Origin of the sequence: Streptomyces sp. L2 (assembly GCF_004124325.1) — a bacterium.
Lineage (GTDB): Bacteria > Actinomycetota > Actinomycetes > Streptomycetales > Streptomycetaceae > Streptomyces.
In genome coordinates this window covers 2,932,227-2,950,886 of the sequence record NZ_QBDT01000001.1, presented here as the reverse complement: position 1 = coordinate 2,950,886, position 18,660 = coordinate 2,932,227, and the positions used below count along the sequence as shown (strand labels likewise).

General features: G+C 72.9%; 15 protein-coding genes and 1 riboswitch. Of the genes, 6 read left to right on the top strand and 9 right to left on the bottom strand.

What is annotated here, in order from left to right:
• Window positions 1–89 precede the first annotated feature (89 nt).
• Window positions 90–620, top strand: a complete 531-nt coding sequence (locus DBP14_RS12565; RefSeq protein WP_129307326.1) for a DoxX family protein — start codon at window positions 90–92, stop codon at window positions 618–620.
• Window positions 621–635: 15 nt separating this feature from the next.
• Here the strand turns inward: DBP14_RS12565 and DBP14_RS12560 are convergent, their stop codons facing one another.
• Both DBP14_RS12560 and DBP14_RS12555 read right to left on the bottom strand, forming a co-directional pair.
• Window positions 636–854 carry a hypothetical protein gene (locus DBP14_RS12560; RefSeq protein WP_129307325.1) on the bottom strand — a complete coding sequence of 73 codons (219 nt, stop codon included), beginning with the start codon at window positions 852–854 and terminating at the stop codon, window positions 636–638.
• Window positions 841–2,106: a PspC domain-containing protein gene (locus DBP14_RS12555; protein ID WP_277752753.1), complete on the bottom strand. Its 1,266-nt coding sequence runs from the start codon at window positions 2,104–2,106 to the stop codon at window positions 841–843. The genes DBP14_RS12560 and DBP14_RS12555 overlap by 14 nt, the downstream gene beginning before the upstream one ends.
• A gap of 619 nt (window positions 2,107–2,725) precedes the next feature.
• On the opposite strand from DBP14_RS12555, the gene DBP14_RS12550 reads away from it, so the two are divergent.
• Together DBP14_RS12550 and DBP14_RS12545 are read left to right on the top strand one after the other, a co-directional pair.
• Window positions 2,726–4,018 carry an ATP-binding protein gene (locus DBP14_RS12550; RefSeq protein ID WP_129307323.1) on the top strand — a complete coding sequence of 431 codons (1,293 nt, stop codon included), beginning with the start codon at window positions 2,726–2,728 and terminating at the stop codon, window positions 4,016–4,018.
• Window positions 4,015–4,764, top strand: coding sequence for a response regulator transcription factor (locus DBP14_RS12545; protein WP_129307322.1), 750 nt, complete (start codon window positions 4,015–4,017; stop codon window positions 4,762–4,764). Before DBP14_RS12550 ends, DBP14_RS12545 begins: the two co-directional genes overlap by 4 nt.
• 41 nt (window positions 4,765–4,805) lie before the next feature.
• On the opposite strand, the gene DBP14_RS12540 is transcribed toward DBP14_RS12545, so the two are convergent.
• Window positions 4,806–5,870, bottom strand: coding sequence for a C40 family peptidase (locus DBP14_RS12540; protein ID WP_129311822.1), 1,065 nt, complete (start codon window positions 5,868–5,870; stop codon window positions 4,806–4,808).
• Window positions 5,871–6,144: 274 nt separating this feature from the next.
• Here DBP14_RS12540 and DBP14_RS12535 point away from each other — a divergent pair, with 274 nt between their 5' ends.
• Window positions 6,145–6,498 carry a hypothetical protein gene (locus tag DBP14_RS12535; RefSeq protein WP_129307321.1) on the top strand — a complete coding sequence of 118 codons (354 nt, stop codon included), beginning with the start codon at window positions 6,145–6,147 and terminating at the stop codon, window positions 6,496–6,498.
• Window positions 6,499–6,614: 116 nt separating this feature from the next.
• Here the strand turns inward: DBP14_RS12535 and DBP14_RS12530 are convergent, their stop codons facing one another.
• Both DBP14_RS12530 and DBP14_RS36825 read right to left on the bottom strand, forming a co-directional pair.
• The gene (locus DBP14_RS12530) at window positions 6,615–7,583 is read right to left on the bottom strand and encodes a tellurite resistance/C4-dicarboxylate transporter family protein (RefSeq protein ID WP_129307320.1); all 969 of its coding nucleotides are present in this window, start codon (window positions 7,581–7,583) and stop codon (window positions 6,615–6,617) included.
• Window positions 7,584–7,697: 114 nt separating this feature from the next.
• Entirely contained in the window at window positions 7,698–9,020 is a 1,323-nt protein-coding gene (locus DBP14_RS36825) for a C40 family peptidase (protein ID WP_241740889.1), read from the bottom strand.
• Window positions 9,021–9,027: 7 nt separating this feature from the next.
• Window positions 9,028–9,200, bottom strand: a riboswitch (cyclic di-AMP (ydaO/yuaA leader).
• Between the two features lie 283 nt (window positions 9,201–9,483).
• On the opposite strand from DBP14_RS36825, the gene pcrA reads away from it, so the two are divergent.
• Window positions 9,484–11,991: a DNA helicase PcrA gene (pcrA, locus tag DBP14_RS12520; RefSeq protein ID WP_129307319.1), complete on the top strand. Its 2,508-nt coding sequence runs from the start codon at window positions 9,484–9,486 to the stop codon at window positions 11,989–11,991.
• 43 nt (window positions 11,992–12,034) lie between these two features.
• Here pcrA and DBP14_RS12515 read toward each other — a convergent pair whose 3' ends face one another.
• Window positions 12,035–13,570 carry a M23 family metallopeptidase gene (locus DBP14_RS12515; protein WP_129307318.1) on the bottom strand — a complete coding sequence of 512 codons (1,536 nt, stop codon included), beginning with the start codon at window positions 13,568–13,570 and terminating at the stop codon, window positions 12,035–12,037.
• 220 nt (window positions 13,571–13,790) lie between these two features.
• The gene (locus DBP14_RS12510) at window positions 13,791–14,642 is read right to left on the bottom strand and encodes an alpha/beta fold hydrolase (RefSeq protein WP_129307317.1); all 852 of its coding nucleotides are present in this window, start codon (window positions 14,640–14,642) and stop codon (window positions 13,791–13,793) included.
• Between the two features lie 234 nt (window positions 14,643–14,876).
• Here DBP14_RS12510 and DBP14_RS12505 point away from each other — a divergent pair, with 234 nt between their 5' ends.
• Window positions 14,877–15,293 carry a cobalamin B12-binding domain-containing protein gene (locus DBP14_RS12505; RefSeq protein WP_129307316.1) on the top strand — a complete coding sequence of 139 codons (417 nt, stop codon included), beginning with the start codon at window positions 14,877–14,879 and terminating at the stop codon, window positions 15,291–15,293.
• 144 nt (window positions 15,294–15,437) lie between these two features.
• On the opposite strand, the gene DBP14_RS12500 is transcribed toward DBP14_RS12505, so the two are convergent.
• Together DBP14_RS12500 and DBP14_RS12495 are read right to left on the bottom strand one after the other, a co-directional pair.
• Window positions 15,438–17,141: a DUF5691 domain-containing protein gene (locus DBP14_RS12500; RefSeq protein ID WP_241740888.1), complete on the bottom strand. Its 1,704-nt coding sequence runs from the start codon at window positions 17,139–17,141 to the stop codon at window positions 15,438–15,440.
• Window positions 17,142–17,271: 130 nt separating this feature from the next.
• Entirely contained in the window at window positions 17,272–18,624 is a 1,353-nt protein-coding gene (locus DBP14_RS12495; protein WP_129307315.1) for an SWIM zinc finger family protein, read from the bottom strand.
• Window positions 18,625–18,660: the final 36 nt, after the last annotated feature.

The following is an 18,660-nucleotide window of genomic DNA, read 5'->3' as shown; positions in this document are numbered from 1 at the left end:
CAGCAGCGACGGGATTGAACCGGGAACGGGTGTCGTACGTATCGTCGGGTGACGGTCTCCAGACAGCGGGCGAGAGGCGGCCAGTAGCGATGACTCATGGCATTCGGACCGACACGCACACCTCCCATCTGAGTGGCGGCCGCACCTGGCGGGACACCGCTGGTCATTACGCCCTCCTTCCGCTCCGCATCTTCCTCGGCGTCACCTTCATCTACGCCGGCCTGGACAAACTCACCGACAGCTCGTTCCTGAAGGCCGGAGGAGCCGGCTCCATCGGTGACACGATGAACTCGGTGCGCGGCTCCGCCGCCATCCCGGCCCTGGTCGATCTGGCCCTGAAGAGCCCGGTCGGCTTCGGGTACGCCATCGCCCTCGGGGAACTGGCCGTCGGCATCGGCACCCTGCTCGGTGTCCTCGGCCGGCTGGCCGCCCTCGGCGGCGCGCTGATCTCGCTCAGCCTGTGGCTGACCGTGAGCTGGGCCTCCACGCCCTACTACTACGGCAACGACCTCGCCTACCTGATGGCCTGGCTGCCCCTCGTCCTCGCCGGTGCCCCCTACCTCTCCGTGGACGCGGCCTGGCGGGCCCGACGCCGGCAACGGGCGGCCGGCTACCGGTGACCGGCCGGTGAGGCCCTAGCGGGGAGCGGCGCCGGCGGTGCCACGCCGCCGGCGTATGCCCCGGGTCAGGGCGGCGGTGACGCCGGCCAGCACCAGGCCGCCCACGATCAACGGGACGACCGCGAACCACGGGGTCTCCCACCGGCCGGCCGCGTCCCCGGCGAACAGCGCTCCGGTGGCGGTGAGGAAGAGCCCGGCGACCAGCTTCCCGGGCTGGAACTCATGACGCAGCACGGCTGACCTCCACCTGTCCGACCCCGACCCGGAGGTCGAGCCGCAGAGTTCCGGTGTCCTTGCCGCCCTTGACCGGCGACAGGGTCACGTCCTTGTGCCTGCCAGGCTGCACGTCCACGTCGCCCTTCCCTTCCCCGGGCAACTGGATGTCGCCCACTCCCACGTCGATGCTCATCCGCACGGTCGCGTCCGCCGGGACGATCACTCTCAGCCGCCCCGCGCCCACATGGGCGTCCGTTCCCGCGCTCTGTCCCTTGGCCAGGTGCATCCGGCTGAGGTCGAGGGTGCCGACGCCGGTGCCCTGGTCGTACGTGCGGTGCAGGTCCGCCGTGGCGGCCGGCCGCCACACCGTGTGTCTCCAGTGCGTCGTGATGTCCTTGGGCAGCGCCGACGCCCCGGCCAGCAGCGCCGCCGTCAGTACCGCGAGGAACACCGACCCCGCGCCCGTACGCCCCAGGAACGAGCTGGCGGTGATGCCCAGCCCGAAGACCCCGAGCGCGCAGGCCAGCCCGATCTGCAGGCTCGTGCCGAGCGGACGCGTGTCCCAGGTCAGCCCGGTTCCCAGGCCGAGGGCCAGCAGGGCGAGCAGGAACACCCAGCCCCCGATCCAGCGCGGACCGCGCGGGGCCCGCGGTCTCGGCGGCTCCGGCCGCGTGGCGCCCAGGGTGCCGGAGTGCGTCCACGGGGTGGCGAGAGCCGCGTCGATCACCGGCGCCACCTCCCGGTCGCGGGCGTCACCGGGACCCCACAGATAGCCGGTGCCGCCGACATGGGTGCCGTCCTTGACGATCGGGTCCCGCCACCAGGACGGATAGCTGGTGACCACCGGCGGCGCCTGGGCCTCCGGCGGAGCGTCGGCCGCGGCCTGCGCGGCCACCGGGTCCGGGTCGGGCGCACCGCGCCGCTGCGACCAGTACCCGGCGCCGGCGAGCAGCACGGACAGCACCACGGCGAAGGCGAGCACCCCGCCGTTCTTGATCATGGTCAGCAGCACCCCGCAGCCGACCAGTGCGAACAGCACGGCGGCCAGCGCCTGGCCGTCGACCCGGCCCGTCAGGAGCTTGCGGACCTCGTTCTCCTCCTCGCCCTCGTACGGCACGAGGAGCCAGGCGAACCCGTAGAAGATGAGGCCGATCCCGCCGGTCGCGGCCAGCACGGCCAGGGTGATGCGGAAGATCACCGGATCCAGGTCGGTCCGCCGCCCCAGCCCCGCGCACACGCCCGCGATCACCCGGTGCCGGTGGTCACGCAGGAAGGGCTGAGGGGAGCCGGAGGCGTCCGGCTCGGAACCGCCGGGGCCGCCCGGACCGCCGGGGCCGCCCGGGCCGCCCGGACCACCGGGGTCGGCGGGAGCGCCGGTTTCTCCGGCGCCGCGCCCCGGACGGCCGGTTCCGCCGATGCCGCCGGTTCCGCCTGTTCCTATTCCGCCCGTTCCGTCGCCCGGATCACCGGTCGCCTTGCCGGCGCCCGTTCCCCTGCTCGTGCCCGTTCCTCTGTCTGTGCCCGTCTCCTTGCCCGCGCCCGTCCCCTTCTTCGCGCCCGCTCGGTTGTTCCGCTTCTCCGCGTAGGCGCCTGGCGCTCCCGTCCTGTCCGTCGCGGCGGGCGCGGCATCCGTCGGTCCGGAGCCCGGGGCCGGGCGCGGGCCGGTGCCGGGTCCCGGACCCGTCGCGGCGTGCTCGTGATCCGTCATGCGTCCATGGTGACGGCCCGGCAGCCGTGACGGGAGCCGGGACGACCCTGGGCGAACCCTGAAATCGGCCCTGAGACGGCCGAGGGAGATGTTCGATCACCGCCGTCGAATCGAAGATCAGGGGAGTCTCGGGGGTCGACCCTGATGCCTCGGATCCGGCGGCCATGTGAACATCGATGGCATGCCGGAAGCCGCAGCGACACCCCTCGACGACCCGCGGCCGCCGCGCAAGCTCTACCGCAGCAGCGACGGTCGCTGGCTGGGCGGAGTGGCGCGGGGCCTCGCCGGGCATCTCGGGCTGCCCGTCGTCTGGGTCCGGCTCGTGTTCGTCGGCCTGTTCATGGCCAACGGACTCGGCGCGCTGCTCTACGCCGCGTTCTGGTTCTTCGTCCCGCTCGGTGTCGGAGGCGTCGGCGACCACAAGCCGCCCTCGCTCGTCGGCACCGAGACCGCGCCGGACGGCCGCCGCAGGCTCGTGGCCCGCAAGCCGGACAAGGGACAGCTGGCCGCCCTGCTGCTCATGGTCATCGTGTCCATGGTCTTCGTCAGCAGTGTCAACCTGGGCAGCGCTGCCAAGGCGTACCTCGTCCCCGCCGTGCTGGTCGCGGCCGGTGTCGCCCTCGTCTGGCGCCAGGCGGACAACGCCCGGCGGGCGCGCTGGGTCGAAGCCGGCCGCCGGCGCCGCACCCTGAGCCTCCTGCGGGCCGGCGGCGGCGTCCTGCTGGTCACGGCCGGCGTCTCCGCCATCTTCGTCATGCAGGGCTCGGCCGCCCACCTCGGCGCGGTCCTCCAGGCCGCGCTCGCCGTCCTGGTCGGCATCACGCTGCTCGCCGGCCCCTACCTGGTGCGGATGACGCAGGACCTGTCCGAGGAGCGTCTGATGCGCATCCGCGCCCAGGAGCGGGCCGAGGTCGCCGCGCACGTGCACGACTCCGTGCTGCACACCCTCACCCTGATCCAGCGCAACGCCGACAACGCCGGAGAGGTCCGGCGCCTCGCCCGCGCCCAGGAGCGCGACCTGCGCACCTGGCTGTACAAGCCCGAGGGCACGGGCAAGGACGAGGCCGACGAGCCGGACACGGTCGCCGAGGCGGTGCGCCGCAACGCCGCCGAGGTCGAGGACAAGCACGGGGCGCCCATCGAGGTCGTCGTGGTCGGCGACTGCCCCCTCGACGAGCGGACCGCGGCGCAGATGCAGGCCGCGCGCGAGGCGATGGTCAACGCCGCCAAGTACGGTGGCGAGGGCGGCGCCGTACAGGTCTACGCCGAGGTCGAGGGAAGGACGGTCTTCGTGTCCGTCCGCGACCGCGGCCCCGGGTTCGACCTGGATTCGATACCCGCCGACCGCATGGGCGTCAGAGAATCGATCATCGGCCGTATGGAACGCAACGGCGGCACGGCCCGGCTGCGGGCAGTGCCGGGCGGTGGCACGGAGGTCGAGCTGGAGATGGAGAGGGCGGAGAAGACGTCATGAGCGACGCGACCGAGGCGAGCGGCACGGCGGCGGGGGCCGCGGAGGCGGCCGGGTCCGGCCTGCCCGTGGGCGAGGGCGAGGGCGGGCGCCGGGTGCGTGTGGTGCTCGTCGACGACCACCGTATGTTCCGCACCGGCGTCCAGGCCGAGATCGGCCAGACCGACCGGACCGGTGTCGAGGTCGTCGGCGAGGCCGCCGACGTCGACCAGGCGGTCACGGTCATCACCGCCACCCGGCCCGAGGTGGTCCTCCTCGACGTGCACCTGCCCGGCGGCGGCGGGGTGGAGGTCCTGCGCCGCTGTGCCCCGCTGATGGCGGACGCCGAGCGGCCCGTCCGCTTCCTGGCGCTGTCCGTCTCGGACGCCGCCGAGGACGTGATCGGCGTGATCCGCGGCGGCGCCCGCGGCTACGTCACCAAGACCATCACCGGCACCGACCTGGTCGACTCGGTCTTCCGGGTCCAGGAGGGCGACGCCGTCTTCTCCCCGCGCCTCGCCGGGTTCGTCCTCGACGCCTTCGCCTCGACCGACGCCCCGCCCGTCGACGAGGACCTCGACCGGCTCACCCAGCGGGAACGGGAGGTGCTGCGCCTGATCGCCCGCGGCTACGCGTACAAGGAGATCGCCAAGCAGCTGTTCATCTCGGTGAAGACGGTCGAGTCCCATGTGTCGGCGGTGCTCCGCAAGCTCCAGCTGTCCAACCGGCACGAGCTGACCCGCTGGGCGACGGCACGCCGCCTGGTCTGAACCCGGCGGCACGCGCGGTCGCGACCCTCACGGGCGACCCCTCACGCCACCCGGGTCGCCCCCGCGAACGGCATCAAATCGATCGGGGCCAGCCGGACCGGGGCCGAGGGGTTCGGCGCGTGGATCATCTGGCCGTTGCCGACGTAGATCCCGACGTGGCTGATGCCGGAGTAGAAGAACACCAGGTCCCCCGGCTGGAGTTCGGAGCGGGAGACGCGGCGGCCCGCGTTGATCTGGGCGTAGGTGGTGCGGGGGAGGGAGACACCGGCCGAGCGGTAGGCGGCCTGGGCCAGCCCCGAGCAGTCGAAGGCGTCGGGGCCGGTCGCGCCCCACACATAGGGGCTGCCGAGCTTGCTGTAGGCGTAGGCGACGGCCGCCGCGGCACGGGAGTTCGGGGCGGTGGCGGAACCGGCCCCCTCCAGGGCGGTGCGGGCGTCCGCGGCGGACCGGGAGGCGCGGTCGGTCCCCGCGCCGGCGCCGGTGACCTGCGCCCGCTGCTGCGGACTGAGCCGCGCCAGCAGCCGCCGGGCCTCGTCCAGCTTGCCGTTGATGGTCTTCTTCTGCCGCTTCAGCTCGGCCTGCCGCGACCGGAGCGAGGTCAGTTCGATGCGGGCGGCGCCCCGCAACTGCTCGATCTCCCGCAGCTGACGGCGCACCCGGGCCACCTGCCCGGCCTGCCGATGGCCGGCGCGTTCCGCGAACGAGGCGTTGTCCAGGTACCGGTCCGGATCGCTCGACAGAGCGAGCTGCCAGGCGGGGTCGATGCCGCCGTCGCGGTACTGGGCGGCCGCGACCAGACCCAGCGCGTCCCGCGCCGAGTTCAGCTTCAGCCGGCGGCGGGCAGCCTCGTCCTGCAGCGAGCTCAGCCGCCGCTGAGCCTTGTCGGCCTGCTCCTTGGCCCCGTCGTACTTCTCGGTGGCGGTCTCCGCCTCCCGGTACAGCTTGTCCACCTTGGCCTTCACCTGCGCCGGTGTCAGCTGCGGCGCGGCCTGCCCGGTCCCGTCGAACGCCGTCGCGGTGGCCGCGCCCGCCAGGGCTATCGTGGCGGCCGTCCGGACCGTCGTGCCGCTGAGCGAGCGCTGTCGGGGCTTGCGGTGCGCTGCCACCTGGACCGTCACGTCCTTCCGTACGGCTGGGACGACCGAGGCCCGGTCATCTGGAGCAGGACGCTAGGCCGAATGGTGACGGCTTGGTAACGCGTGTACGGAACTGGCTGTCCTGGACCGCCGGGTGACCGCATGTGACCGCATGGCGTGACGGGAGTGCTTCCCTTCACGCGGCGTGCTGACCGAAGCGACCGACCTGGGGCGAGCGGGAGCCCTGCGGTGCTATGGGTCCGGTGACAAGTGGTCCGAAGCCCACTGATTAGGCTCCGGGCTCATGGACGTACTCATCCATCTCTTCGTCGGCCTGCACATCATCGGCATCGCCGCGCTCCTCGGCGGCTTCCTCACCCAGATGAAGGCGATGGGCCAGGGCACCGCCCGGTTCGTCCCCGGGATGCTGCACGGCGCGCTGACCATGCTGGTCACCGGCGTAGCCCTGATCGGCCTCAACCAGGCCGACGACCACCACGTCAACGCCGTCAAGATGGGCGTGAAGCTGGCCGTGCTGATCGTGATCCTCGGACTGGTCTACGCGAAGCGCGACGAGGAGCGGATCGACAAGGGCCTGTTCGCCCTGGTCGGCGGGCTGACCATGGCGAACATCTTCATCGCGGTGCTGTGGTCGTGACCAGGAGGCCGCAACCCGGAGGCCGTGACCCGAGGCTGTGACCCGGAGGCCGTGACCCGAGGCCGTGACCCCCAGGGGAGGCCCGGAGCCCCCTGAGCGCTCCGCTCCCGGCGTCCTCAGCTGCTCTTCCTGAACTCGGCGCGGGCCGCGAGTACCGCGCCGAGGGCCACCACGAGCCAGGCCGCCGCCGCCACCCACACCAGCGCCCGGCCCAGATCTTTCAGCCACGGGATGCCGACGGCGGACGAGGCCGACAGCGTCGCGGCCGCCGTCATCCCCAGCGGGAACACCGTCGACCACCGCCGCACGTCGTAGTGGAACCGAGGCCACACCACCTCGGTGACGATCAGCACGAGCCACGCGGCCAGGACGATGGCGAGCAGCACGACCGTCACGGTCCGCAGGACATCCCGGTCGTCGTTGTTCCACAGGTACAGGCGCGCGCTGTCGGCGAGCAGCAGCTTCGCCCCGGCCAGCGCCGAGATGGCGAGCGCGCCGGCCGAGATCCAGTGGTCCCCGGCGCCCTGGGCCAGCTGCCGGGGGTCGAAGTGGGTCAGGGCCAGCGCGTAGAGGGCCAGGCCCAGCCAGAAGAACACCAGGCCCACGCGCGCGAGCCACGCCGCCGTCTCCGCCGCCGCCATCGTGGCGGACAGGACGGCGAGCCCCTCGGTGGCCACGCAGCACAGGAACACCGCGCCCGGCATGCGCCGCCCCCAGTGCCGTACGACGAGCACGAGCAGCACGGGCCAGAGCAGCGCAGCCAGGGCCAGCAGCGCGTTGGAGAGGTCCGGCCAGCCGAGCGCCGCGAACCGGGACCCCAGCACCGTCGTCGCCGCCACGGCCGTCAGCGCGCCCGGCGTCTCCGCCTCGGCCACCCAGCGCCGGCGCTCCCGGAGCAGCCGTAGGACGAAGTCGGCGGCCAGGGCCACCCAGCCGACGCAGGCCATGGCGAGCACGACGAGCGACAGCGTCTCGCGGCCCGTCAGGTGCAGCGCCATCGACAGGATGCCGGTCGCCATCACGGCGGCCCCGGCGGCGGGCGGCCGCGACGCCCACCAGACGAGCAGGGCGGAGAGAGGGGGCATGCGCCCGATGCTAGGGAGCGGCGCGAGCCGTGGGCGCGGGGCACGCGCGCGTGGCGGCCGGAAAAGTCCGGCGCGGCCGGGAGAAGCCGCGGTACGGCGCCGTAGCCGCGTCCGTCAGGCCGGTCGTACCACGCTGTGGATCATGGATTCGCCGCCGTAGTGGACCGACTCCTCGCGGACGTACGTGCCGGGCTTGGGGGCGTGGATCATCATGCCGTCGCCCAGCCAGAGGCCCACGTGTCCGGCATCGCCGTGGAAGAAGACCAGGTCACCGGGGCGGGCGTCGGCCAGGGCGACCCTCCTGCCCGCGTGGACCTGGTCCCGGGTGGCGCGGGGCAGCGCGACTCCGGCGGCCTTCCAGGCGGCCTGGGTGAGGCCGGAGCAGTCGTACGAGCCCGGTCCCGAGGCACCCCACACGCACGGCTTGCCGATCTGCGCGCGGGCGAAGGCGAGCGCCTTCTCGGCCTTGGTGACCCGCGACCCGCCCGGCCCGGCCCATCCCCCCGCCCCAAGAGCGCCGCCGGCCTCGACCACCCCGGGCAACCCGCCCGACTCCAGCACACCGTGCAGCCCGGCCGACCCCGTTCCATCGGGCAGCCCGGCCGGCTCGACCGAACCCGGCAGGGCCGACGCCACCATCCCGGGCAAGGCGGCCGACTCGAACGGCCCCGGCAGTCCGGCCGACCCCATTGCCTCGGGAAGGCCGGCCGACTGCACCGATCCGGTCAACCCGCCGGCCTCGACCACCCCGGGCAACCCTGCCGGCTCGACGTTCCCGGGCAACCCTGCGCTCGGTGTCGTGGTGTCGGGCTGCAGGGTCGGCGCCGGGCCGGGGTTGTGCCAGGTCTGTTGCCAGCCGTGCCGTTCGGCTGCCGCCGGCCGCGCCGTCCCCTGTTCGGTCAGCCGGGACAGCATCCCGCGCGCGGTGGCGAGTTTGTGCTGGACGGCGGACTTGGCGGTCTGGAGGTCGTTCTGCGACGTGGCCGGCGAGTCGACCGCGGGGGTGGCGTCCAGCCGCCTCCGGACGGGCGCGGAGTCGTCGGCGGGCGAAACCTGGTCCGCGCGGGGCTTGTTGAGGCGGCCCGAGCGCCGGGCCACCTCCTCGCGCAGTGCGTCGAGGCTGCTGCGCTGCCGGCCGTCACGTTCCCTGGCCGCGTTGTACTTCGGCGCGTCGTACGTCCCCGCGTACTTCTCGGCGTATTTCTCCGCTTGCCTCTCCGCGTACTTCTCGGTCGCCGACTCGGCGTGCCGGTACAGGTCGTCGACCTTCTTCTCGATCTCCTCCCGGCTCGGCCTGCCGTCGTCGGAGGCGGCGGGCGCGGCGTCGGCCGTCTGGGACAGCACGGCCACGGAGGTGAGCGCGGCGGTGGCGAGTGCGGGGGTGCGGAGACCTGCTCCGCGCGCCCCCGCGGGGCGCGGCTTGCGGTGCGACGCCAAGGGTGGCGACTCCTTCCAATGTGCCGCCTACCGGGTTAGCTGTCGGGTTCGGGCGGATGGTTCGGAAGGCTGCCCTACGGCCCTGGCCCGGACGGGACAGGGCGATTCACCCCAGGATCGGTGGGTCCCCGGCTCCGGGCCCCGCTGTACGGGGGCTGCCGGACTCGGCGGGGGCCGCCCGGCCCGGCGAGGTTCACCGGAAGGGGTCGTGCGGCCCGAACGCAACCTAGCCAACTCGTGTGACTTCTGTGAAGGTCGATGCGTGATATGTCCGATACATTTTCGTTACCTCTGAGGATGAACGCGCTTGCCCCGCGCGGCGGTCACACACCGTCCAGCAGGCACGTTCGCAGCGTGAGGGAATGAACGGCCCGCGAGGCGGGTAGATCAACTCTTCGGGAATCCGGCCATGTTCCCGGGTCGGCGACCGGTTGTCAGTGGGGCGCCCTAGACTCGGAGAGCGATGAGCAGCCTCTTTGACGACAGCTTCCTGGCGGCCCTCCAGCCCCCCCGTGGGCACGAGGAGGAACCCCCGCCACCGCCCGAGGACGATCACGCTCCGGAGCCGCTTCCGGGCGATCTGTTCAGCGGGAAGTTCGACGTACCCCCGGACCGGGACGCGTACTACCGCGACGGCGCCCCGCGCCCCGCCATCGACACCGCCGCGCTGCTGGAGGGGCTGAACGACAACCAGCGCGCCGCGGTCGTGCACGCCGGCTCGCCCCTGCTCATCGTCGCCGGCGCCGGCTCCGGCAAGACCCGTGTGCTCACCCACCGCATCGCGCACCTGCTCGCCGAGCGGCACGTGCACCCGGGCCAGATCCTCGCGATCACCTTCACCAACAAGGCCGCCGGCGAGATGAAGGAGCGCGTCGAGCACCTCGTGGGCCCGCGCGCGAACGCGATGTGGGTGATGACCTTCCACAGCGCGTGCGTGCGCATCCTGCGCCGGGAGTCGAAGAAGCTCGGCTTCACCTCCTCGTTCTCGATCTACGACGCCGCCGACAGCAAGCGCCTGATGGCCCTGGTCTGCCGTGACCTGGACCTCGACCCCAAGCGCTTCCCGCCCAAGTCCTTCAGCGCCAAGATCAGCAATCTGAAGAACGAGCTGATCGACGAGGAGGACTTCGCGGCCCAGGCGACTGGGGGCACCTCCCAGACGGAGTCTGGGGGAGGTTTCGAGAAGACCCTCGCGCAGGCGTACGCCCTGTACCAGTCGCGGCTGCGCGAGGCCAACGCGCTCGACTTCGACGACCTCATCATGACCACGGTCAACCTGCTGCGCGCCTTCCCGGACGTCGCCGAGCACTACCGCCGCCGCTTCCGGCACGTCCTGGTGGACGAGTACCAGGACACGAACCACGCGCAGTACGCGCTCGTGCGGGAACTGGTCGGCACCGGCGCGCACGACGAGGACGTACCGCCCGGACCGGACGACCTCCCGCCCGCCGAACTCTGCGTGGTGGGCGACGCCGACCAGTCGATCTACGCCTTCCGCGGCGCGACCATCCGCAACATCCTCCAGTTCGAGGAGGACTACCCGGACGCGACGACGATCCTCCTGGAGCAGAACTACCGCTCCACGCAGACCATCCTGTCCGCCGCCAACGCGGTCATCGAGCGCAACGAGTCCCGCCGCCCGAAGAACCTGTGGACCAACGCGGGCACGGGCGCGCGGATCACCGGCTACGTCGCCGACACCGAGCACGACGAGGCGCAGTTCGTCGCCGAGGAGATAGACCGCCTCACCGACGCGGGCGACGCGCGCGCGGGAGACGTCGCCGTCTTCTACCGCACCAACGCCCAGTCCCGTGTCTTCGAGGAGATCTTCATCCGCGTCGGCCTGCCCTACAAGGTCGTCGGCGGCGTCCGCTTCTACGAGCGCAAGGAGGTCCGGGACGTCCTGGCCTACCTGCGGGTCCTCGCCAACCCCGAGGACTCGGTGCCGCTGCGCCGCATCCTGAACGTGCCCAAGCGGGGCATCGGCGACCGCGCCGAGGCGATGATCGACGCCCTCGCCCAGCGCGAGAAGATCAGCTTCCCGCAGGCGCTCAAGCGGGTCGACGATGCGTACGGCATGGCCGCGCGGTCCGCCAACGCGGTCAAGCGGTTCAACACCCTGATGGAAGACCTGCGCACGATCGTCGAGTCCGGTGCCGGACCGGCGACCGTCCTGGAAGCCATACTGGAACGCACCGGCTACCTGGCCGAGTTGCAGAACTCCACCGACCCCCAGGACGAGACCCGCATCGAGAACCTCCAGGAACTCGCCGCAGTCGCCCTGGAGTTCGAGCAGGAGCGTGCCGAGGGCGAGCAGGGCACCCTCTCCGACTTCCTGGAGCAGGTCGCCCTGGTCGCCGACTCCGACCAGATCCCCGACGAGGAGGACGGCGACGGTGTCATCACGCTGATGACCCTGCACACCGCCAAGGGCCTGGAGTTCCCGGTGGTGTTCCTGACCGGCATGGAGGACGGCGTCTTCCCGCACATGCGCGCCCTCGGCCAGGCCAAGGAGCTGGAGGAGGAGCGGCGCCTGGCGTACGTCGGCATCACGCGCGCGCGGGAGCGGCTGTACCTGACGCGGTCCGCGATGCGCAGCGCCTGGGGGCAGCCGTCGTACAACCCGCCGTCCCGTTTCCTGGAGGAGATCCCGGCCACCCACGTGGAGTGGAAGCGGACGGGAGCTACGGCGCCGGCGTCCTCCGGGCCCGCGTCCGGGATCGCGGCCTCGCTGTCCTCGACCCGCTCGCGGTCCTCGGCCTCGGGCGCGTCCGGCTTCGCGACGCGGCGCACCGCCGAGAAGCCGGTGGTCGCCCTGGCCGTCGGTGACCGGGTGACGCACGACCAGTTCGGCCTCGGTACGGTCGTCGCCGTCAAGGGCACCGGCGGGAACGCGGAGGCGACGATCGACTTCGGCGACGACAAGCCGAAGCGGCTGCTGCTGCGGTACGCACCGGTGGAGAAGCTGTAGCCGGCGGGGCAGTTGTAGACGCGGGCTCAGCCAGCGGTCAGCGCTACGTCGGGTCCAGGCCGTGGCTGCGGAGCCACGGCAGCGGGTCGATGGCCGCGCCGCCGCCCGGGCGCACCTCGAAGTGGAGGTGCGGGCCGGTGGAGTTGCCCGAGTTGCCGGAGTAGGCGATCGGCTCGCCGGCCTTGACCGTCGTGCCGGGGGCGACCCGGTAGTGGGAGAGGTGGCAGTACCAGGTCTGGGTGCCGTCCTTCGCCGTCACCATCATCATGTTGCCGTAGGCGCTGTTCCACTTCGTGGACACGACGCCGTCGGTCGCGGCCATCACCGTGGTGCCGTACGACACCGGGAAGTCGATGCCCGTGTGCACGGACATCCAGTTGACGCCGGCCTGGCCGAAGTAGGCGCTGAGCCCCTTCTGCGTGACGGGGAGGACGAACTTGGGACGCAGCCGCTCCTTGAGCGCGGCCTCCGCCGCCGCCTTCTTCTTCTCCTCCGCCTGCTGGGTCTTGAGGTCGATCCGCTCCTGCGTCCGGCTGGCCCGGTCGGCGAAGTCGTCGGCGCCGGCGGAGAGGCTGCGCAGCTGCGTGTCCAGCTTGTTGTTGGCGACGGACGGCTTCACCGCGTGCGCGTCCGAGGCGGAGGCGGTGGTGTCCGCGCCGTCGTCGGTGAGATTGCCGACCGAGGCGGCCGCGATCCCGGCGACACCCATGACGCACGCCGACGGCACCGCGATGGTCAGCAGCGCGGACCGCTTGGGGGGCGTACGGCGACGGGACCGGCCGGTGCTGCGGGAACCGCCCGCGCGGGGAGAGGGGACGGGGACGGCCTCTTCCCGGTCGTCCAACAGGTCCGGTACGGCGGGCAGCTCACCGGTGGCGGCCAACTCGCCGCCGTCACCGTCACGTTCACCGAACCCGTCCGGCGTCGCTCCGTACTCGGCGTACGCGTGCTCGGCGCCGGCCTCTTCGTACGCCACGTGCCCGAACGTCGCGGTGGCCTGCTGGTCGAACGGTTCGTCGAACGGTTCTCCGGACTGCGGTGCGGACTCCGTGGCCACGGAGCCGGCGGAGTTCCACTGGGTGGCGTCGTACGCACCCGTGTCGAACGCCTGGGTGCCCCACGCCCACTGCTGGGTGGCGTCGGCGTTCGCGGCCGGCTCCGGCTGGAGCCAGGCGCTCGCGTCCCACTGGCCGCTGACGTCGTTGCCGGTGGCCTGCGCGGGGACGGTCCAGGCGGTGGTGTCGTAGGCACCGGAGCCGTAGCCGGTGTGCTGGGCGTGCTGCTGGGCGGCGTACGGGTCGTGGGCGAAGCCGTGGCCGACGCCGTCCGTCTGCCACTGGCCGGTGTCGTAGGCGGCGGTGGCGTGTCCGGTGCCCGGGAGGCTGCCGAAGAGGGGGTCGTTGTCGAAGGCCGTGGCGGACGTGGCCGGGGCGGGAAAACCGGTGGCGGCGTAGTCGCCGTACGTGGTGAAGTCGCCGTACTGGGCTTCCTGCCCGCCGTAGGGCGCGTAGTGCGCGGCGGAGACGTCGGAAGCCGGGGCCGGGGCGGTTGCGCTCCCCGACGGGTGACGGTCGTTCACCAACTTCTCTTTCGCCTCGACAACAGGGGCTGCCAGAGCAGTGCGGCGACTGTACCCGGCAGTACACGGGCGCGACAATCTTCGGCTGGTTTCGCGTTGGCCGGAAACGGGCATTCGCCCGTCTTTCGGGGGACGCCCGACGCGAGTTTGGCTTTGCGTTCGAATGCCGTTCGATGTGCAGTGACTGTGCGTCACCTGTGCGTCGCGCCTGTGAGTGGCGTCAGGCGACCGTCAGACCGCCGGTGACCCGGTCCGCGGGGTGGGGGGTGGCGAGGGCGTCCCGTATCCCGGCCGCGACGGCGGGGTGCACGGGCAGGGCGAGGTGGCCGATCCCGGTCACCCGGACGTTCTGCGCGATCAGGTCGGGGTGGTCGACGCAGGCCGTGTCCAGCGGGTCCATCACCGAGTCCAGATCGCTCCAGAAGCCGACGAAACGGGTACGGCAACCGGGCGCGGGCCTGGTCAGCTCCTCGATGACCGCCGAGTCGGGGCGCATCTGCCGCACGATCGGGTGAGCGTTGGCCAGCGGCACCGCACGGGTGCCCGAGTGCGGCGTACCGAGGGTGACGAGGGTGCGCACCCGCAGGTCGCCGCCGAGGCACTGCACGTAATAGCGGGCGATCAGGCCGCCCAGGCTGTGGCCGACGATGTCGACGCGGTCGCTTCCGGTGCGCTCGCAGATCTCCTCGATGTGCCGTCCGAGCAGTTCGGCCGCGGTGCGGACGTCACAGGTGAGCGGAGAGTAGTTGAGGGACTCGACGCGCTGTCTGCCCTGCTGGGCGAGGCTGCGGCGCAGCAGGACGAAGACCGAGCGGTTGTCGATGAAGCCGTGCAGCAGGACGACCGGCGGACGGGACTCGACGGGCAGCCGGGCGGTACCCTCCCGCGCCGGGAGTGCGCGGGCCCGGCTCTCCTGCAGCAGACCGGTGGGGTACAGCAGCATGTGACCGGCCAGGATCGCCGCCTCCAGGGCGGTGGCCTTCAGAAGGGCCACCGACAGACCGGCGAGTCTGCCGGGCCACAGGCGGTGGTAGAGCGGGAGGAAAAGCGGCAATGCACCGGTGACCCTCATGGCCGACCTCCTGTCGGCGCACGGGAGGACGGCTCCGTCCCCCGTGTGCCCTCATGTCCCACCATGTGATTTCCCCCTCGGTCCGCACCGTAAAACTGCCGGTTGCGGGATGCTGGAGATAACGTTCGTTCACTTCGCGACGGTGACGGGCCGCCCGGAATATGCGGTACTTGTCGATACGGGCGGAAGCAGTCGCTTCTGTAGTCCTTCTGTAGTCGCTTCATGGAGGCAGTGATGGGTGTGGCAGCCGGTCCGATCCGCGTGGTGGTCGCCAAGCCGGGGCTCGACGGTCACGATCGCGGGGCCAAGGTCATCGCGCGGGCGCTGCGCGACGCCGGCATGGAGGTCATCTACACCGGGCTCCACCAGACGCCGGAACAGATCGTCGGCACCGCCATCCAGGAGGACGCCGACGCCATCGGCCTGTCCATCCTCTCCGGCGCCCACAACACGCTGTTCGCCGCCGTCATAGAGCTGCTCAAGGAGCGCGACGCCGCGGACATCCTCGTCTTCGGCGGCGGGATCATCCCGGAGGAGGACATCCCGCCCCTGAAGGAGAAGGGCGTCGCCGAGATCTTCACCCCGGGCGCCACGACCGCGTCCATCGTGGAGTGGGTCCGGAGCAACGTGCGGCAGCCGGCGGGGGCGTAGTACGGCCCTTGTTGAACAGCCCGTCCGCACACCGTCCAGCTCGTCCGGCGTTTGAGGACGAGGCCGCAGGCCGAAGCGGGGGTCTGGGGGCGGCAGCCCCCAGGTCCGGCCACCACAGCCAGCGCAGTTTCCAGCGCGGCCCCGCTACGAAAGCTCCTCGGCCATAGCCGCGCGCAAGCGCAACGTGCTGACGAGCCGCTGGAACGCCTCCGCCCAGTACCCGCCCGCCCCCGGCGACGCGTCCTCCCGTTCGTCGGGTATCGCCAGCAGCGCGTCCAGCCGTGACGCCTCCGCCGTGTCCAGGCAGCGCTCGGCCAGACCCATCACCCCGCTGAAGCTCCACGGGTAGCTGCCCGCGTCCCGGGCGATGTCGAGGGCGTCCACGACCGCCCGGCCCAGGGGCGGAGCCCACGGCACCGCGCACATCCCGAGCAGCTGGAACGCCTCCGACAGGCCGTGCGTCGCGATGAACCCCGCCACCCACTCGGCCCGTTCGGCGGAGTCCAGCGTGGCGAGCAACTTGGCCCGCTCCGCCAGGGACACCGCGCCCGGTCCACCCGCCTCCGGAGCCGACGGCGACCCGAGCAGCGCCCGGGACCACCGCGCGTCCCGCTGCCGTACCGCCGCCCGGCACCAGGCCGCGTGCAGCTCGCCCTGCCAGCCGTCGGCGACCGGCAAAGCCACGATCTGCTCCGGTGTACGGCCGCCGAGCCGGTCCGGCCAGGCGGTGAGCGGGGCCGCCTCGACCAGCTGGCCCAGCCACCAGGACCGTTCCCCGCGTCCTGTGGGGGGCTTGGCCGCGATGCCGTCCCGCTCCATGCCCGGGTCGCACTCGTGCGGTGCCTCCACGACGAGTCCGGGCCGCTCGCCGGTGCGGTCGACGGCGACACACACAGCGGCCCGCACCGCCATCCGTGCGGCGAGCGCCGAGTCCGGCAGGGCGGACAGCAGTTCGGCCGCGGTCGCCCGGACGTTGCGGCTGCGGTCGCTGAGGGCCTGTTCCAGGAACGGCTCGTCCTCGGCGGCCAGCCCCGTGCGCAGCGAGTCGAGGAACATCAGCCGGTCCTCCGCCCGCTCCGTCGGCCAGGTCGACGTCAGCAACTCCCGGGCCGCGGAGGGTGTACGGGACCGCAGTGCGGTAAGCAGCGTGACCCGCTCGGCGAACAGCCCCTCATCCCACAGGCGTCGCAGCCCCTCACCGTCCTCGGGATCGGGCAGGGCCGAGGCGCCGCCCGGCGCGGCCCGCAGCGCGAACCGCCAGTCCGGGTTCAGATGGGCCAGCCACAACGCCCGCGGGCCCGCGAACGCCAGCGCCGCCGGGCGCAGGTCGGTGCGCCCGCGTGCGGCGTCGAGCAGTGCGGGCAGCGTCTGCGGAGGCGCCGCGTAGCCGCGTGCGTTCGCTGCCGCGAGCCACTGCGGCAACAGCTCCATGAGGTCCGGCGAACTGCCCCGGCGGCCGCCGCCCGCACCCCCAGCCCGGTCGGCGAGCAGCAGCGCCAGCCGTCGAGCGGCCGCGCCGGGCAGTGCCGGGCGCGGGTCCGCGGGCGCGGGTTCCGGCCGGCGCGCGGCCCGACCGGCCCGCAGCCCGGCCCGCCGCCGTACGGTCGCCACGGCGGCGGCGTCCAGCAGTGCCACGGGCGCCGCTCGTCCGGCCCCGGTCCGCCCAGGCGGGCGCCGGTCGGTGCCGAGGAGCGCGGTGGTGACGAGGTCTTCCCAGGCGGTGGAGGCGAAAGCGGCCGGCCGGGGCGCCGCCGGTGCGTGTGCGCCATCCGGTGACGTGCGCTGGTCCGGGGCGCCCGTCGGTGTCACGAGCGCCGGGTTCCGTACGGCTGCCGAGGTGCCGCCCATGAGGTTCCCTTCTGTCGGATGTGGTCCAGCGGATGTGGGTTGGCGGATGTGGCTCGGCGGAGGTGAACCGAACAGGGTGTGGTCTTCGGCCCCGGGGACAACGCCACGGAGCCCCGGTGAGAGCGCGCCCTCAGCACAGCGTCACCGGTTCGCCGGGGCCCTCGGGCCAGGCCGTCAGCGGGGTGAAGCCGTGGTGGCCGCACTCTCCGAAGACCGTGACCGGGCCACCGCCGGACAGGGCGACCAGGCGCCACAGACCGGGGCGGCTGCGGGCGGCCGGGGTGAGCGGGAGCGCCGACTCGGTGGCGGGGTCGGCGAGTTGCCAGGTGTCGCCGTCCGGGGTCGGTATGACCGAGGCCAGGGTGACCGGCACCGACTCCAGCCACGGATCCTCGCCCAGCGCCTCGCCGTAGCGGGCCGCCGCCTCGGCCGGGCTCAGCCCCGGTGGGCGTACGGCAGCCGGCGCGGGCGCGGCGAACCGCTCGCCCAGGGCCGCCCGGGACTGGCCGGTGCCGGGGAACACGGACAGCTCGGCGTCCAGGGCCAAGCCTACCGGCAGGGACAGTTCGGGTGCCCGGCCGGCCGCGCCGTAGGAGAGGAGCAGCCGGGTGTGGCCGGACTCGGCGCCGTACAGCCAGATCCGGCGCGTCGTCAGTTTCGGGTCGGCCGTGTCGTACTGGGCGAGGACCAGCCAGCGGTCGCTCACCGGCGGACCGTCGGCCTGGGCCGGCACGCCGACGCGGGACCGGACCGTGGCCGCGAGGCCGGCCGGGAGCCGGTCGCGGCGCAGCCAGCCCTGGTCGAGGAGGTGCAGCAGCGCGCACTCCTCCAGCAGCCGCACCGGCCAGCCCGGCCCGGAGCCGGGTATGGAGCCCAAGTCCCGCACTCGCGAGGCGAGTCCGGGCGCCTGTGCGTCGACCATGCGAGCCGCCGTCTCCTCCCACAGCCCGTATCCGGCCTGTTCCGCCGCGGCCAGGCCGCCGCGCAGCAGGTCGGCCAGGCGCTGCTCCAGCTCGGTCGCCCCCGCCGTGACCCGTTCGGCCCGCCGCTCCGCCCGGCGGCGCGCCGCCTCGGGGTCAGCGGCCAGGGAACTTCCCCCGTTTCCATCCTGTTTGGCCTGTGCGCGCTCGCGTCTGCCCGTCAGCCACTGCTCGGCCCAGTCCGGCGCCTGCTCCGCCACCGGCACCGCGTCGGCGCCGCCCGCCCACAACAGCAGCAGCCCGAGCGCGTGCTTGCACGGGAACTTCCGGCTCGGGCAACTGCACTTGTACGCGGGCCCCGCGGCGTCCGCGAGGTCCACCACCGTCTGGTACGGCCTGCTGCCGCTGCCCTTGCACAGCCCCCACACCGTGCCCTCGCCGCTGCCGCCCGCCCCGGACCACGGCCCGGCGGCGCCCAGCTTGCTCCCCGCCTTGCGTGACGCAGCGTCAGGCGCCAGTGCCAGCACCTGCTCCGTGGTCCAGCGCACCCCGTGCTCAGTCATGCCAACGACGGTAGATCCCACCACTGACAATCACCC

What these genes read in the sequence shown, in the direction of transcription:
- DBP14_RS12565 (WP_129307326.1), top strand. Translation starts at nt 90, where the DNA reads ATGACTCATGGCATTCGGACCGACACGCACACCTCCCATCTGAGTGGC.
- DBP14_RS12550 (WP_129307323.1), top strand. Translation starts at nt 2,726, where the DNA reads ATGCCGGAAGCCGCAGCGACACCCCTCGACGACCCGCGGCCGCCGCGC.
- DBP14_RS12545 (WP_129307322.1), top strand. Translation starts at nt 4,015, where the DNA reads ATGAGCGACGCGACCGAGGCGAGCGGCACGGCGGCGGGGGCCGCGGAG.
- DBP14_RS12535 (WP_129307321.1), top strand. Translation starts at nt 6,145, where the DNA reads ATGGACGTACTCATCCATCTCTTCGTCGGCCTGCACATCATCGGCATC.
- DBP14_RS12530 (WP_129307320.1), bottom strand. Translation starts at nt 7,583, where the DNA reads ATGCCCCCTCTCTCCGCCCTGCTCGTCTGGTGGGCGTCGCGGCCGCCC.
- pcrA (WP_129307319.1), top strand. Translation starts at nt 9,484, where the DNA reads ATGAGCAGCCTCTTTGACGACAGCTTCCTGGCGGCCCTCCAGCCCCCC.
- DBP14_RS12510 (WP_129307317.1), bottom strand. Translation starts at nt 14,642, where the DNA reads ATGAGGGTCACCGGTGCATTGCCGCTTTTCCTCCCGCTCTACCACCGC.
- DBP14_RS12505 (WP_129307316.1), top strand. Translation starts at nt 14,877, where the DNA reads ATGGGTGTGGCAGCCGGTCCGATCCGCGTGGTGGTCGCCAAGCCGGGG.
- DBP14_RS12500 (WP_241740888.1), bottom strand. Translation starts at nt 17,141, where the DNA reads ATGGGCGGCACCTCGGCAGCCGTACGGAACCCGGCGCTCGTGACACCG.
- DBP14_RS12495 (WP_129307315.1), bottom strand. Translation starts at nt 18,624, where the DNA reads ATGACTGAGCACGGGGTGCGCTGGACCACGGAGCAGGTGCTGGCACTG.